General features: G+C 64.3%; 17 protein-coding genes. 9 read left to right on the top strand and 8 right to left on the bottom strand.

The features are described from left to right. Nucleotides 1-2: 2 nt before the first annotated feature. On the top strand, nt 3-947 hold the full coding sequence (locus HY57_RS09985; protein WP_019465102.1) for a LysR family transcriptional regulator: 945 nt from the start codon (nt 3-5) through the stop codon (nt 945-947). Between the two features lie 37 nt (nt 948-984). Continuing rightward, nucleotides 985-1,233 (top strand): hypothetical protein, encoded by a 249-nt coding sequence (locus HY57_RS09980; protein WP_019465103.1) that lies wholly within the window; start codon nt 985-987, stop codon nt 1,231-1,233. A gap of 62 nt (nt 1,234-1,295) precedes the next feature. Here the strand turns inward: HY57_RS09980 and HY57_RS09975 are convergent, their stop codons facing one another. Further along, nucleotides 1,296-1,742 (bottom strand): methyltransferase family protein, encoded by a 447-nt coding sequence (locus tag HY57_RS09975; RefSeq protein ID WP_019465104.1) that lies wholly within the window; start codon nt 1,740-1,742, stop codon nt 1,296-1,298. Between the two features lie 206 nt (nt 1,743-1,948). On the opposite strand from HY57_RS09975, the gene motA reads away from it, so the two are divergent. After that, nucleotides 1,949-2,818: a flagellar motor stator protein MotA gene (motA, locus tag HY57_RS09970; RefSeq protein WP_019465105.1), complete on the top strand. Its 870-nt coding sequence runs from the start codon at nt 1,949-1,951 to the stop codon at nt 2,816-2,818. Then, complete coding sequence (motB, locus tag HY57_RS09965; protein ID WP_019465106.1) at nt 2,815-3,849, top strand: flagellar motor protein MotB; 1,035 nt, start codon at nt 2,815-2,817, stop codon at nt 3,847-3,849. Before motA ends, motB begins: the two co-directional genes overlap by 4 nt. Nucleotides 3,850-3,872: 23 nt before the next feature. On the opposite strand, the gene HY57_RS09960 is transcribed toward motB, so the two are convergent. Then, entirely contained in the window at nt 3,873-4,382 is a 510-nt protein-coding gene (locus tag HY57_RS09960; protein WP_019465107.1) for a hypothetical protein, read from the bottom strand. A gap of 144 nt (nt 4,383-4,526) precedes the next feature. Between HY57_RS09960 and HY57_RS09955 the strand changes: the two genes are divergently transcribed. Further along, nucleotides 4,527-5,468, top strand: coding sequence for a helix-turn-helix transcriptional regulator (locus tag HY57_RS09955; RefSeq protein WP_019465108.1), 942 nt, complete (start codon nt 4,527-4,529; stop codon nt 5,466-5,468). A gap of 296 nt (nt 5,469-5,764) precedes the next feature. Here HY57_RS09955 and HY57_RS09950 read toward each other — a convergent pair whose 3' ends face one another. Continuing rightward, nucleotides 5,765-6,355: a porin family protein gene (locus HY57_RS09950; RefSeq protein WP_019465109.1), complete on the bottom strand. Its 591-nt coding sequence runs from the start codon at nt 6,353-6,355 to the stop codon at nt 5,765-5,767. A gap of 1,183 nt (nt 6,356-7,538) precedes the next feature. Here HY57_RS09950 and HY57_RS09945 point away from each other — a divergent pair. From HY57_RS09945 to HY57_RS09935, 3 genes are all read left to right on the top strand, one after another. After that, nucleotides 7,539-8,099 (top strand): hypothetical protein, encoded by a 561-nt coding sequence (locus HY57_RS09945; protein ID WP_019465110.1) that lies wholly within the window; start codon nt 7,539-7,541, stop codon nt 8,097-8,099. An 84-nt stretch (nt 8,100-8,183) separates the two neighbouring features. Beyond that, nucleotides 8,184-9,116 carry a hypothetical protein gene (locus tag HY57_RS09940; protein WP_019465111.1) on the top strand — a complete coding sequence of 311 codons (933 nt, stop codon included), beginning with the start codon at nt 8,184-8,186 and terminating at the stop codon, nt 9,114-9,116. Between the two features lie 307 nt (nt 9,117-9,423). After that, the gene (locus HY57_RS09935; RefSeq protein WP_039732322.1) at nt 9,424-9,924 is read left to right on the top strand and encodes a pilin; all 501 of its coding nucleotides are present in this window, start codon (nt 9,424-9,426) and stop codon (nt 9,922-9,924) included. Between the two features lie 52 nt (nt 9,925-9,976). Here HY57_RS09935 and HY57_RS09930 read toward each other — a convergent pair whose 3' ends face one another. From HY57_RS09930 to HY57_RS09910, 5 genes are all read right to left on the bottom strand, one after another. Next, on the bottom strand, nt 9,977-10,285 hold the full coding sequence (locus tag HY57_RS09930; protein ID WP_019465113.1) for a hypothetical protein: 309 nt from the start codon (nt 10,283-10,285) through the stop codon (nt 9,977-9,979). Between the two features lie 172 nt (nt 10,286-10,457). Further along, nucleotides 10,458-10,859 (bottom strand): YciI family protein, encoded by a 402-nt coding sequence (locus HY57_RS09925; protein WP_019465114.1) that lies wholly within the window; start codon nt 10,857-10,859, stop codon nt 10,458-10,460. 17 nt (nt 10,860-10,876) lie between these two features. Then, nucleotides 10,877-11,413, bottom strand: coding sequence for a LysR substrate-binding domain-containing protein (locus HY57_RS09920; RefSeq protein WP_019465115.1), 537 nt, complete (start codon nt 11,411-11,413; stop codon nt 10,877-10,879). A gap of 83 nt (nt 11,414-11,496) precedes the next feature. After that, nucleotides 11,497-11,844, bottom strand: a complete 348-nt coding sequence (locus tag HY57_RS20865) for an FxLYD domain-containing protein (protein WP_144240803.1) — start codon at nt 11,842-11,844, stop codon at nt 11,497-11,499. A 78-nt stretch (nt 11,845-11,922) separates the two neighbouring features. After that, nucleotides 11,923-12,303, bottom strand: coding sequence for a VOC family protein (locus HY57_RS09910; RefSeq protein ID WP_019465117.1), 381 nt, complete (start codon nt 12,301-12,303; stop codon nt 11,923-11,925). Between the two features lie 195 nt (nt 12,304-12,498). Here HY57_RS09910 and selD point away from each other — a divergent pair, with 195 nt between their 5' ends. Next, a complete protein-coding gene (gene selD, locus HY57_RS09905) occupies nt 12,499-13,539 on the top strand; it encodes a selenide, water dikinase SelD (protein WP_019465118.1) in 1,041 nt (346 codons plus the stop codon). Nucleotides 13,540-13,556: the final 17 nt, after the last annotated feature.

Below are 13,556 nucleotides of genomic sequence, written 5' to 3'. Positions count from 1 at the left end.
TTATGCGGGACCTGAACGACCTGTATTACTTCGCCCAGGTGGTCGAGCATCAGGGCTTTGCGCCCGCCAGCCGCGTGCTGCTTATTCCCAAATCGAAGCTGAGCCGGCGCGTGGCCATGCTCGAGGAGCGGCTGGGCGTGCAGCTGATCCAGCGCTCATCGCGCCACTTCTCGGTGACGGACATCGGACAGGAGTTCTACCGGCACTGCCAGGCCATGCTGGTGGAGGCCGAAGCCGCTGACGAAGCGATTGCCTACCGGCGGGCGGAGCCGCAGGGCGTGGTCCGGCTGACCTGCCCCACCGGGCTGCTGCATGCACGGGTCAGCGACATCCTTGCTGATTACCTGACGAAGTATCCCAAGGTGAAGTTGCAGCTGGAGGCCACCAACCGCCGCGTGGACGTGATCGCGGAAGGCATCGACGTCGCCATCCGCGCCCGGCCGCCGCCGCTGGAAGACAGCGACCTGGTCATGCGCATCTTCGCCGAGCGCAGCTGGAAGCTGGTGGCGTCGCCGTCGCTGGTGGCGTCGCTGCGTGCACCCGACGTGCCGGCGGATCTCAGCTGCTTTCCCACCATCGACCTGAGCCCGTCCAACGGCATCCATGTATGGGAGCTCACCGGCCCGAAGGGCGTGAAGGCATCGATTCATCACGATCCGCGCATGGTCACCGACGACATGCTGGCCTTGCTTGCCGCTGCTGCCAAAGGCGTCGGCATCGTGCAACTGCCGAGCATGGTGGTGTCCGGCGCATTGAAGAACGGCAGCGTGGTGGAACTGCTGCCGGCGTGGACCCCCAAAGTCGGCGTGGTGCACGCCGTGTTTTCCTCCCGCCGCGGCTTGCTGCCTTCGGTGCGACACCTGATCGACTTCCTGGCGGAACGCCTGGCGGTCGACGAGGACGAAGCAAGCCCAGCGACACCCGCAACGCCCGCCAGCGACGCATGAAGGCAAGTACAAGCATCACCCCCACGAGGACCCATGCATGATCTCCGCCATTTTCCTGATCGACGCCAAGACCAGCCAGACGGAACACCTTGAAGAAGCGCCCGAGCTGCTCGATCGCGATGGCCGCGTGTTTTCGCTCCGCGCCGGGCCGCGCCAGCCGCAGACCACCGATCACACGTGGGATCCGGTCGCCGTCTATGCACCCGACGAGCTGACCGAGGAAGAATTCCAGGACCTCTACTGGGCCAGTCGCGAACGCATACCGGAACTCAACCTCAAGTATTGAGGGCTTGCCGTGGTCGTCGACGAGCCGATGGCTTTGTCAGGCACCGCGAACATGCCGCTCCCTCAAAGCCATCGACGCACACGAAGGCGATACGCGGCGAACTCCACCGGAAAGCGCTGCGACAGCGCACGCTCCTCCGCCCGGATCTGCACGCGGTCAAGGTAGATCGCAAACAGCGGAACGCCGAGCAGGCCCACCGGACTCGCCAGGTACAACGCCAGCGCCAGCAGCTGCATGAGCCGGCCCAGGTACATGGGGTTGCGGCTCCACTGGTAAGCGCCCGTACTCACCATGACCGACGCGGCGCCGGGTGACATGGGGTTCACCGTGGTGCCCTGCCTGACGAAAAGTCGTTTCGCGCTCAGGTCGACGGCCGTGCCAAGCAAGGCCAGCGCAAGGGCTGCGCACGACGCATAACCGTTGGCTGGCCATGCGCGCGTCATGTGTCCCGAACTCATGACCGTCGCCACGGCCATCGTCACGGCGATGACGGGTGGTGGAATCCTCATCGTTCGACTCATCCTTGAATGTTCATCGGGCGGCCCCTTCACCATGATGGCCGGGCTTGCCGCCCCACCATGGGAATGGCATTTCGCCCGGCGCGCAAGAGGCTCGCTGTTGCCTGCTGCAAGGTGCAGCTGTTTCCTTAACTTTCCCGCCCCCGCGCCGATAAGACCTCAGCGCGGAGTAACCAGCTCCGTATCATGGAGCGAACATGTTGGTCCTCATCGGCGCGGTGGTGGTTCTTGGGTGCGTGTTTGGCGGCTTCGTGCTGTCGCACGGGCAGATTCTTGCCTTGTGGCAACCCTATGAACTGATGATCATCGGCGGCGGCGCGCTGGGCGCCTTTCTTTCGGCCAACCCGCCCAAGGTGGTCAAGGGTGCCGTGCAGGATGCCATCGGCCTGCTGAAGGGCCCCAAGTACACGAAGCAGGATTACGTCGACCTGCTGTCGATGCTCTACGACCTGTTCAGCCTGATCCGCAAGGAAGGCCTGCTCGGCGTGGAGGAACACATCGAAGATCCGCAATCCAGCTCGCTGTTCTCCGCTTATCCGCGGCTGCAGCGCGAGCATCACCTGATCGAATTCACCACCGACTGCCTGCGCCTGATGGTGGGAGGCAGCATGAATCCGCACGAGCTGGAACAGCTGCTGGAGGTGGAACTGGAAACGCACCACCACGAAGCCGTGGCGCCGGCGCTGGCAGTGACGAAACTGGCTGATGCGCTGCCCGGCTTCGGCATCGTGGCGGCGGTGCTCGGCATCGTCACCACCATGGGGCAGCTCGACGGCGACACCTCAGCCATCGGCGAACACATCGCTGGCGCGCTGGTGGGCACCTTCCTCGGCATCCTGCTCTGCTACGGCTTCCTCGGCCCGCTCGGCTCGGCGATGGAAAACCGCGTGCAGGAAGATGGCAAGGCGTTCGAATGCGTGAAGGTGGCCCTGCTGGCCAATCTGCGTGGCTACAACCCCAAGGTGGCGGTGGAGTTCGCGCGCAAATCGCTTTCCTCCAATGCGCGGCCGGGCTTCCAGGATCTTGAGGAACACCTCAAGGCGCCGCGCGCCAAGGCGGCGACGTGAGCGATCAGGGCGACCTCGCGCCCATCATCATCCGCCGTGTGAAGAAGCGGGGGCACGGCCACCATGGTGGGGCGTGGAAGGTCGCGTATGCGGACTTCGTCACCGCAATGATGGCCTTCTTCCTCGTGATGTGGCTGATCGGCGCAGGTACGAAGCAGCAGCGCGCGGCCATCTCCGAATACTTCAAGAATCCGAGCATGACGCAGGGCACGGCGACCATGGCACCGCCGGGCCGCACCGGCCCGGGCGGCGCCAGCACCAGCATGATCAAGCTGGGCGGTGCGCTGGACCTGCCGCACGGCCCGGGCAAGGACACCAGGAGCCAGGCAACGGCCAGCGTCGATCCCAAGGAGATCGAGCAGGAAGCGCGCAAACAGGAGCGCGCGCGCCTTGAACAACTGATGCAACAGCTGCAGGCGGCCATCCAGAGCAGCCAGGCGCTGGCTCCGTTCAAGGACCAGCTGCTGCTGGACATCACGCCCGAAGGTTTGCGCATCCAGATCGTGGACAAGCAGAACCGCCCGATGTTCGACCTGGGCAGCGCGCAGCTGCGGCCGTACACCACGACGATCCTCGAGGAGCTGGCGGGCTTCATCAACCGCGTGCCCAACCGCATCAGCCTCTCCGGCCACACCGACGACGCGCCGTACAGCAGCGATCACCAATACGGCAACTGGGAGCTGTCCGCCGATCGCGCCAATGCCGCACGCCGCGCGCTGCTCTCCGGTGGACTCACCGAAGACAAGATCGCGCGCGTCGTGGGGTTGGCCGCCTCGGTGCCGTTCGACAAGGCGAATCCGGGCGACCCGGTCAACCGCCGCATCAGCATCATCGTGATGAACAAGCAGGCCGAGGCCGCCTCGCTCTCGCAGGAAGCCGGCCCCGGCGACATCAAGACGACATCGGCACAGCTGCCTGCGGTCGCGCACGTCGTGGCGGCCACGCCGGGCATCGTGGCGACATCCACGATCGAACCAGCCGGTCAGAGCACGACGGACGCCGCCGTGCAGGCCAGCCCCAACTCACCCTGACGCGGGGCACCGCGCGTGCCGTCTCAGCGCTTCGCCTTGGCCGGCCGCAGGTAACCGTCGTAGTTGACGACCCAGGTCTGGCCACCGTCGAGCGAGTAATCCCAGACCTGGTGCACGCCGTCCGCCATGGGCGTCCAGATATTGCGATGCAGGGCCACGCGTCCATCGTCGTCCACGTGCGTGCCGATCATCACCATCTGCTTGCCACGCATGCCGCCCTCGATGGTCAGCAGCGTACCGTGGCTGCTGGCCCAGGTTTCGTTCCAGACCTTGCGGTTGGCATCGTAGATGTTGAGGCTGGTGCCGCTCTCCCCTTCCACGCCGGTCCAATGCTCGATCAGCACGCAGCCGTCGTGCGCCTTCTCCACCCGGTTGTGGCCAAGCAGCTTGCCCGCGCTGTCGTAGGCGTCCCAATCGCCGGCAAAGAAATCAAACGCACGGTGAGCGGCGTCGGTGCAACGCGGACCATCGGCGGCCCTGGTAGTGGGAACCACCAAGGCAGTGGCAAGCAAAGCGACAACGATGAAACCCATGGCTTTCACAGGATGTTCCCTCCCTAGACGAGTGACGAACGTGGCGGCAGGCACCGCACGGGTCGCTTGCGGTGCCTGCGGGACAGCCCCATGCTAGGCAGCCATTAGGACGATCTGCGTCCTAAATTCCTTCCGGGTCTTCGCATGTATCACCCCACCAGTCGTGCCCTGGCCGTCCTGGAGTTGTTGCAGGCCCATCGCCGCATCAACGGCACCGAACTGGCACGGCGGCTGGACATCCACCCACGCACGTTGCGCCGCTACATCGCCATTCTCGAGGACATCGGCATACCGATCACCACCGAGCGCGGACGCCACGGCGCCTACATGCTGGTGCCCGGCTTCAAGCTGCCGCCCATGATGTTCAGCGATGACGAGGCGCTCGCACTTTCGATAGGCCTGCTTGCTGCGCAGCGCCTTGGCATGACCCAGGCCAGCACAGCGGCCGCCAGCGCACAGGCCAAACTGGAACGCGTGATGCCCGAGCGGCTGCAGCAGCATGTGCGCGCGCTGACCGAAACCGTCAGCCTGGAGCATGGGCGCCCTGCGCCAGCCGTGAACAGCAGCCTGCTGATGACGTTGAGCAAGGCCGCCCAGGAGCGCCGGCAAGTGCGGTTGGCTTATCGCTCACCGCAGGATGAGCACACCGAACGGCCGGTCGATCCGTTCGGGCTCGGTCATCGCCATGGCTATTGGTACCTGGTGGGCCGCTGCCACCTCCGTCAGGAGTTGCGCTCGTTTCGGCTGGACCGCATCACTGCCGCGCATCCGCTTGAAGTCCCCTTTGAACGTCCCGGGAACTTCGACACGCTGACGCATCTCGCCGACAGCCTTGCCACCCAGCCGCGCACGCATGTCGCCGAGGTCGAGTTGTTCACCGACCTCCCGCAGGCGCTCAACCACCTGGGCAACGCCATCGGCGTGTTCGAACCCATGGAGCGCGGTGTGTTGATGCGCAGCCAGGTCGACGACCTGGACTGGCTCGCGCGCGAACTGGCGCGACTGCCCTTCGGCTTTCGGGTGATGAGCCCCGTACTGCTTCGGCAGGCCCTGCAGGATCTGGCGGGGCGTCTGGCGCTGGCGTAAGTGGCGCCGTTGTGCGCACACGCCGGCGCCGCTCCGCCTGTCGCTAGCCGCTGAGGGAAGGCACTCATGCTGGCCGCGACGTGCGGCCAGCATGAGGATTGACACCCGCCAAAGGCGCCATGCCTTAGAGCCTGTTCACGATCTCCATCAAGACCCACATCTCCTCACCGTCATCCCCGCGGAAGCGGGGATCCAGTGCCTTCAAACCCTATCGAAAGCCGAAAGTCACTGGATTCCCGCTTCCGCGGGAATGACGGTGAGGAAAATGGGTGTCCCGCGAGACGTTGAACAGGCTCTTAGAGACCGAAGCGGTACTCCACCGTGCCAGAAAGCAGGTACGGATTATTGGTGTTCGTCAGGATGCCCTTGGCCTTGGCTTCGTAGCGGTCGAAGTTGATGCCGACGCTGAGATTCCGGCTGAAGTTGTAGCCAGCGCCAACGCCGACGTACAAGTTCGTGTCGTTCGCGCTGAAGTCGTTGGAGTAGCCTTCCACCGTCAGCTTGGTGTTCGAGAAGAATGCGCCAAGGCGCGCGCTCAGGAACCAGTGCTCGGCCAAGTTGAGCTTGCCGTTCACGCCCAAGGTCCAGCCCGTGACGTGAAGCTTCAGGTTGTACGTATTGTTGTACACGGGATAACCCTTGGCTTCCGGCTTGCCCAGGTCGACATAGCCAGCTTCCACGCCCCAGGTGTCGTTCCAGCGGTAGCCGACGTTGACGCCGTAACCGAAGTCGTCCTGCTTCGTGAGGCCCGACACGTCGGAATGGGCGCTGCCGAGGCTGGCGTTGACGAACAGATCGCCATTGCCCGTCTCCACGGCGGCACGGCTGGCAAGGGGTGCGGCCAACAGCAGCGCACCCAGCGACACAGAAAGAAGCAACTGACGCATGATTTTCCTTATCTGGTGAAATGAACCCGACAACGCCATGTTGCCGGTGGATGGAAACGGCCTTTCCTGCGCGCATTCGCCCCACAACATCCGCCTGCGTCGACTTCAGTCGACGGCGGAAATCTTTCGCGATGTCCCGGCGGCAGCGACGGGCACGTGACGGCACGCCGGACTACAGGCGTCACGTGCGGTCTGCTTCGTATCGAACGTAGATATCCCGGCATCCGCGACAGCCTGGTGGTGCCATGAAGCACCTCCGGGCGATATCTCGGGAATCATCGGGCCCACGGGTAACGAGGTGGAGACGAAGCGACCGTAATGACATCCCTGTTTGCCTTTACCCGTCGCGGCACTCGGCCACGCGGAAACGCCACCATCCCTGGCAGAACGATCGATTGCATAGGTTGTCCCCTGTTTCGCATGTCCGTATCGCGGCAGTCGTCGTCTCGATAGCTCATCGACGAACGTTCCGCGGCAAACGGGGCGCTATGCTCGTGAATGACGCGCCCGAAGTGAATAGGCCCTTTGGCGGATGCGCACAGGACTCAAGGGAAACATTCGGGCGATACGACACGTGGCAAAACACAGCGCACGTGCGCTTCCCTGCGCGCAGGGTCACGACGCCAGCAATTCCGATGCGTCATCGCAATTATTTGCGCCATATCCCGTACGGAAGAGGCACTTCGCAATTTCTGGACCTTGATCGAAAGACCATGCTAGGTTTTGTCGCAAGGGGGAAAACATGAAAGAACACATCGCCGCAGGCATAGCGGCGGCGCGCGCTTGCGCGCCTGCGAGCCATCGCACTCCATCCTTTTGCCAACGGCGCCTTGCGACTTCGCATGTCGTTGCGTGCGCCACGGGGCACATTCGAAACCGCCATCCCTGACGCTTCGCGCCGGGGACATTCAACGCTTGCCTGTTAGCCAGACTGGGCCACGGGTCGTTCGCCATGTCGCACAACAACCTCGGGTTGTCGCGCGCCCTGTCGATCGCACCGATTGCCCGGCCGAACATCAACACCGTCCGACCACACAGGGAGATCCACCACATGCAGTTTCGTATCGGAGTCGTACTTGCAGCCGCGGCTGCCTTGTTGAGCGGATGCGCCGCGACGCCCCAGCGACCCATCGCGTTTTCCGCTCCGGCACAGAACGCCAGTGCGCAAAAGGTAGGCGTGGTCATGACCACGCTTCCCAAGGTCGATGTCTACACGCCGGGCGCGGGTTGCCTGCTGTGCATGGCGGCAGCGTCCATGGCCAATTCCAAGCTCACCACCTATTCCCACTCGCTTCCGGAAGAAGGCCTGCCGAAGCTCAAGGACGACGTGGCGACCCTGCTGCGCAAGCGCGGCCTCGACGCCGTCGTGATCAATGAAGACATCGACGTGTCCAAGCTTCCCAGTGCCAAGTCCAGCGGCGCCGACATGGCAAAGAAGGATTTCTCTTCGCTGCGCGCCAAGTACTCGGTCGACCACCTGGTGGTGATCCAGATCCAGGAAGTCGGCTTCGAGCGCCCTTACTCGGCCTACATTCCCTCCAGCGATCCGAAGGGTGTCGTGATTGGCCTTGGCTACGAAGTGAACCTCGCCAACAACACATACGAATGGTATTCGCCGGTAAACATCCACGTGGCGGCCGAAGGCAAGTGGGATGAGCCGCCGACCTTCCCCGGCCTGACCAATGCCTATTTCCAGGCGCTGGAAACGGGCAAGGACACGTTCCTCAAACCGTTCAAGGGCTGACCGCCCCGGCCTGTGCATGGAAACGGCGGCGCAACGCCGCCGTTTCCGCCAGGCCGCGCACACTCCAGGCAAGGAGATCAGGGAATGAATCGTTTTGCATTGATGCTTGCCATCGCCATGGCCACCATCGTGTTCTGCACACCGGGACGAACCGCGCGCGGCGCCGACAAGAGTGCGGCACCCGTGGCCAGCGTTCCCGCCGCCCAGGGCTTGAACTGGTCGCTGCAGCTGCCCGCGGACGAGAAGGTGCCCTTCAGCGGCGTGGCCAATTTCGACGGCTCGGGCATGTCCACCGGCAGCATGATGTATCCGGCGCCCAACGCCATTGGTTTGCTGGCGGCGGTGCTGACCCACGCGGCGATCATGAAGTCGACCCGCAACGCGCAGAAAACCAAGATCCAGAAGGACGCTGACAAGGTGCTCGGCCCTTATCAGCCCGTGCTTGATGGATTCCACACAAACGCGCTCATGGAACGCGGCCTTTCGCTCACCAGCAGCGGCACCGCGAGACAGCTGTTGCAGGAGGGGCAGGACGATCATCAGGGCTGGCTGGTACTCAGTACGCCAAGTTATGCCATGACGCAGGACCAGAGCACCCTCGTGCTGGACAACATCGTGGAGATCTACGCACCCAACGAGCGGAAGAAGGCGTCGTACGTCAACACGGTTCGCGTCATATCCAGTGCGCGGCAAGAGCAGGACATGATGACGTACTGGACGCGCGACCAGGGCAATCCGCTCAAGGAAGAGAGTGCCCGGTTGCTCGCGGCGTCCCTCGATATCGCCATCGCCGATGCATCCAGGGCAAAAGCCGATGCGCCATTCAAAACGGTGAGGTATCAGGAAGGCCATGCCGAACGCATGGAGCGCGGCCAGTTGATCGACGAGCAATGCGGGCGCGTGCTGTTGCGCTCGCTGCGGGGCACGCTCATGTCCGCGCCCGCCAAGATGGACGAGACGGCGGCACCGTCGCCCACCTGCGGCGATCAGACGGCCAACGCCGCCCAGTCACTCTGAGTCCGGGATCAAGGCACATGGCCACCTGGCCCGGGGTTTGCCCAGGCCAGGTGGAAGCCGCTCTGGCATGGTCGATGCGTGGTGCGGCACCTTGTGGCCATGGGTGAGGCGACCTGCCCTGCTTCCAGCGACGGCATGATGTCTGCGCCCACGCATCGCCTGCCCTCGCCAACAAAAAGCATGCAATAACAACGCGGATAGCGGAATTAACATGTCCTCCACGGTACGTACACCGCCACTGAGGACAGTTGGAAGGGATTCGTCGCTCGCGTGGAGCAGCCAACGGCCATCAGGCTGGGGATGTGTCATGACCCGTAGGAACAGCGCCGCCGTGTTCGGCATGGTGGCACTGAGCGCCATCGTCGCTGCCATGCTATGGGCCTTGGGATTGCCGCTTTGGCACAGCTATAGCACGGAGCATCACGTAGCAGACGCACTGAACCACGTCGCCGTCGCCAAGCTGGCGGTGATGGAAGCGGCCACGATCAAGGGCGGCTTTGCACAGGTACGCTCGAACGACCTGCAGTACAGCGCCAGGGTATCGGGCGGGCCCTACGTTTCGCGGGTGGATATCGCCGACGGCGGGCTCATCACCCTGATGACGCGCAACACGGGTGCCCATCCCGATCCGGTCCTGGTGTTCACGCCGCTACCGAGTCGTGGGAGCACCGGTGACATCATCTGGAATTGCCAGGTGTTCCTCGGTGATTCCTCACTCGTTCCCGCGAGCTGCCAGAACCAACCCATCCCGTCCTACACGGTCGTCCCTGTGTCCACTCGCGGCGCGACGGTCAGCCTGATCCCTTAACCGCGAACCATGCCTGCGAGTCAGCAGCGTACCGATGCACGCGGCCGCTGCGTCAATGCTTGCCACGGGACGCGGGTGGCGCGGGTGGCGCAGGCGCGGCCTCCTCGGGGGGCGGCTGCAGGCTCACCGCCAGCTTCTCCAACGCGGCGAGCTCCTCTTCCAGGGCATCGTGCAACTCGCCCTGGCGGTTCATCAGTGTTTCGATCGAGCTCGTATGCTTGAGCTTCTTCAGTACACCGTCGAACAGCAGCCACTGCGCTGTCAGGGTTTCGACATTGTTCTTCGCGTAATGGCGCATCTCCTTGAGTTGCGCCACAACGTCGTTGACGTGATCGAACGGAGTCTTCGTATCCGCGGACATGGCGGCACCTCAGGTCTCATCCGTACCCGCAGGATAGTCGCGCGAAGCTGGCTGTTGCCGAAACAGAGCCCGCATCGGCGAACGATGGCGGCCCTTGCCGTGCTTAGCTAATTCGGCCGCGCCCCATCATGGCGGAGAAGTTGCCGGGGCCGCCTGCATGCCGGGCGTGCCCTCAGGATTCGCCGCGATCCTCGGCACCGTCAGCGGCGAGCAGATCCGCCATCTCATACAGCGGCCGGATTTCGATCTCGCTCGGCCCCGGCATGGGATTGGGGCAGCGTTTCACCCAGGCCACCGCTTCCTCCATGTCCTTGACCTCCCACAACCAAAACCCTGCCACCAGCTCGTGGGTTTCGGTGAAAGGTCCGTCGGTGACCGTGCGGCTGGCACCATCGAATGCCACGCGCTTGCCATGCGAAGAGGGCTTGAGACCATCGGCGGCGCGCATGATGCCGGCCTTGACCAACGCTTCATTGAATCGCCCCATCGCCTCGAGCGATGCAAGGTTGTCCGGGGTGGGCGCAAAGCCCTGCTCGCTGTCCGAGGTCGCTTTTACCAGCACCATCACACGCATCGTCTGTCTCCTGGTTGCTAACCGGCCTTGTTGGCCTGGCATGGGTACGACGAACGGAAGCTCGAAAAATCGACACCATGATCGCGCGCCCTGAGGCCAGCGAGGCACCGAATGGGTCTGGCTGGGCGTGCTGGCTCACCGGGCCGGCGGAGGGTTGGCCATCGCCACACTCCGTTTTCCCACAGAAAATCGACCACCGCCACGACCGCGGGCGGTACCGGCGGCCGGCTCGCGTATACAAGGTGCATGCCGAGTTCCGTGCTTGCACGTCGATAGTTGGGCAGTACGCGCACGAGCCGTCCCTGCGCGATCATCGGCTCCGCCATCCATTGCGGAAGCAGCGAGATATCCAGCCCCGCCATGCAGGCCTGCGCCAGCACACGCCTATCGTAGACGGCGAAGCGGCGGTTGATCGCCACCGCCTGGCTGCCGCGCGGCCCCTGCAGGCGCCAAAGGTTGCGACCCTGGCGATGGGAAAGGGTCAGGCCGTCGTGCCGGGCCAGTTCGCGCAGTGTGCGCGGCGCGGAGCGCCGTGCCAGACACGAGCATGCCATCGACGGCGCAACCTGCACGCACCACCGGCAACGCGGCGGCGAACCTGCAAGAGTGAGCGGGGCCTCCCGCCGCAGCTGACTCGCTATCTGGCTTCGACGCGCAGGAGACGGGCCCGGCTTACATTGCCGCGGGCCTGCGCGTGGAATTTCCAGGATTGGCCCGGTTCCAGATCATGCACTTCATCGGTGGCGCGACCGATCGCGCGACCGGTGGCATCGAACAGGCGGAAGCTCACCCTGGCAGAATGAACGGGCACCTTCCCCGTGTTGGTGAGCGTTCCCACCACTTTGTTGCGGCCCGGCGTCACGTCGCGCTCGACGCGGTAGGTCCCCAGGTGCACCTTGGGCCTTACCACGCCGGTCGCGGTGGCGATGGAGGACATCAGACCAAATCCAAGCAACAACAACGCAACGGTCGAACGGAAATTCATCGTGTACTTCTGAAAGGAAATGCAGGAACAAGGCCGCGTAGCTTACCGGCCTTCACCCCGCTCCGGATGCCACACCGTTCACTCCCAGCGATTGGCGTTCTTCGGAAAGCCGGGGCGCTGTATCCGCACCACGCAGAACCGTTGTCCCGTGGGCGCCTGCATCACCACCCAGCGTTCCAGCCGGCTCACCACGTGGGCGCCGAGCTTTTCCAGGCGGGCGACCTCGGCGGGGATGTCGTCGGTTTCGATATCCAGGTGGATGCGGCTCTCGTGCTCTACGCGCTGGATCTGCACGATGGGCTCGTCTTCCGGCGTTTCCAGCATGCGGTAGTTGCCGCGCGTGCCGGGGTGTTCCGTGTCGATCGGCCGCCCCAGCGCATCAGCCCAGAAGCGGGCAGCCTGGTCGATGTCCGGCACGTGGCAATCGATGAGCAGCGCGCAAAGACGGGAGTGGTGCATGGCGTTTCCTCCAGAGGAAGTCATGTGACGCAGCCAGGGCATGGTATGACGGCCTGCCCGGTTCGTCCCCCTCGGACGTCGGCAGCCTCGCTGCTCCTGTCGTGACATCGTGAAGGCCGCATCGGGTCCCTGCATTTCGCTATGCTTCGACGCGCATCACCCGCGTACCCGCGAAACTTCCGGAGGCTCCTCGGCATGACCTCTGTTCGTTTGACCGATCTTGCCCACGGCGGCGGCTGCGGCTGCAAGCTCGCACCCTCCGTGCTCCAGCAACTGCTCGCCGGCAAAGCCGCCACGATGCCGTTCGCCCAACTACTGGTCGGCACGGAATCCAGTGACGACGCCGCCGTGTGGCAGGTGGACGAGCACACCTGCGTCATCGCCACCACCGACTTCTTCATGCCCGTGGTCGACGATCCCCATGATTTTGGCCGCATTGCCGCAGCCAACGCCTTGTCCGACGTGTACGCGATGGGTGGCAAGCCGATCATGGCGCTGGCCATCCTGGGCATGCCGCTGGACAAGATGGACGTGGACACGGTGCGCGCCATCCTCGCCGGTGGCGAATCCATCTGCGCGGAAGCAGGCATACCCATCGCGGGCGGCCACTCCATCGATTCGGCCGAACCCATCTACGGTCTTGCCGCCATCGGGCTGTGCGCGCCCGCGGACGTGCGCCGCAACAGCGGCGCGCAGGCGGGCGACGCGGTGATCCTTACCAAGGGTCTTGGCGTGGGCATCTATTCGGCGGCGTTCAAGAAGCAGGCGTTGCCGGCGGCGGCGTATGCGGAAATGCTGGCGTCGACCACCCTGCTCAACCGCGTCGGCCACGCGCTGGCCAGGGATAAGGACGTGCATGCCATCACCGACGTCACCGGCTTCGGCCTGCTGGGTCATGGGCTGGAAATGGCGCGCGGCAGCGGCCTGCGCATCCGCATCGAACAAGCGCGCCTGCCGTGGTTCACACAGGCCGAAGCGCTGGCCCAGGCCGGCTACCTCACGGGCGCATCGAAGCGAAACTGGAACAGCTACAGCGACGGCATCACCCTGCCCGCCGAACTGCCGGACTGGCGGCGTGCGCTGCTGACCGATCCGCAGACCTCCGGCGGCCTGCTGGTGGCATGCAGGCCGGAACGTGCCGAGGCGATCCGCGCGATGATCGAAGACGCGGGCTATCCGCGCGCCACCATCATCGGCGAAGCGCTGGCCGGAACGCCGGGCGTCGAGATGGTCTGAACACGCCGCGCGCAAGG

The sequence above is a fragment of the Dyella japonica A8 genome (assembly GCF_000725385.1).
GTDB lineage: Bacteria > Pseudomonadota > Gammaproteobacteria > Xanthomonadales > Rhodanobacteraceae > Dyella > Dyella japonica_C.
This window is presented reverse-complemented; position numbering and strand designations above follow the sequence as displayed.

What these genes read in the sequence shown, in the direction of transcription:
- HY57_RS09955 (WP_019465108.1), top strand. Translation starts at nt 4,527, where the DNA reads ATGTATCACCCCACCAGTCGTGCCCTGGCCGTCCTGGAGTTGTTGCAG.
- HY57_RS09940 (WP_019465111.1), top strand. Translation starts at nt 8,184, where the DNA reads ATGAATCGTTTTGCATTGATGCTTGCCATCGCCATGGCCACCATCGTG.
- HY57_RS09935 (WP_039732322.1), top strand. Translation starts at nt 9,424, where the DNA reads ATGACCCGTAGGAACAGCGCCGCCGTGTTCGGCATGGTGGCACTGAGC.
- HY57_RS09975 (WP_019465104.1), bottom strand. Translation starts at nt 1,742, where the DNA reads ATGAGGATTCCACCACCCGTCATCGCCGTGACGATGGCCGTGGCGACG.
- HY57_RS20865 (WP_144240803.1), bottom strand. Translation starts at nt 11,844, where the DNA reads ATGAATTTCCGTTCGACCGTTGCGTTGTTGTTGCTTGGATTTGGTCTG.
- selD (WP_019465118.1), top strand. Translation starts at nt 12,499, where the DNA reads ATGACCTCTGTTCGTTTGACCGATCTTGCCCACGGCGGCGGCTGCGGC.
- HY57_RS09910 (WP_019465117.1), bottom strand. Translation starts at nt 12,303, where the DNA reads ATGCACCACTCCCGTCTTTGCGCGCTGCTCATCGATTGCCACGTGCCG.
- HY57_RS09945 (WP_019465110.1), top strand. Translation starts at nt 7,539, where the DNA reads ATGACCACGCTTCCCAAGGTCGATGTCTACACGCCGGGCGCGGGTTGC.
- HY57_RS09950 (WP_019465109.1), bottom strand. Translation starts at nt 6,355, where the DNA reads ATGCGTCAGTTGCTTCTTTCTGTGTCGCTGGGTGCGCTGCTGTTGGCC.
- HY57_RS09985 (WP_019465102.1), top strand. Translation starts at nt 3, where the DNA reads ATGCGGGACCTGAACGACCTGTATTACTTCGCCCAGGTGGTCGAGCAT.
- motA (WP_019465105.1), top strand. Translation starts at nt 1,949, where the DNA reads ATGTTGGTCCTCATCGGCGCGGTGGTGGTTCTTGGGTGCGTGTTTGGC.
- HY57_RS09930 (WP_019465113.1), bottom strand. Translation starts at nt 10,285, where the DNA reads ATGTCCGCGGATACGAAGACTCCGTTCGATCACGTCAACGACGTTGTG.
- HY57_RS09920 (WP_019465115.1), bottom strand. Translation starts at nt 11,413, where the DNA reads ATGGCATGCTCGTGTCTGGCACGGCGCTCCGCGCCGCGCACACTGCGC.
- HY57_RS09960 (WP_019465107.1), bottom strand. Translation starts at nt 4,382, where the DNA reads ATGGGTTTCATCGTTGTCGCTTTGCTTGCCACTGCCTTGGTGGTTCCC.
- HY57_RS09925 (WP_019465114.1), bottom strand. Translation starts at nt 10,859, where the DNA reads ATGCGTGTGATGGTGCTGGTAAAAGCGACCTCGGACAGCGAGCAGGGC.
- HY57_RS09980 (WP_019465103.1), top strand. Translation starts at nt 985, where the DNA reads ATGATCTCCGCCATTTTCCTGATCGACGCCAAGACCAGCCAGACGGAA.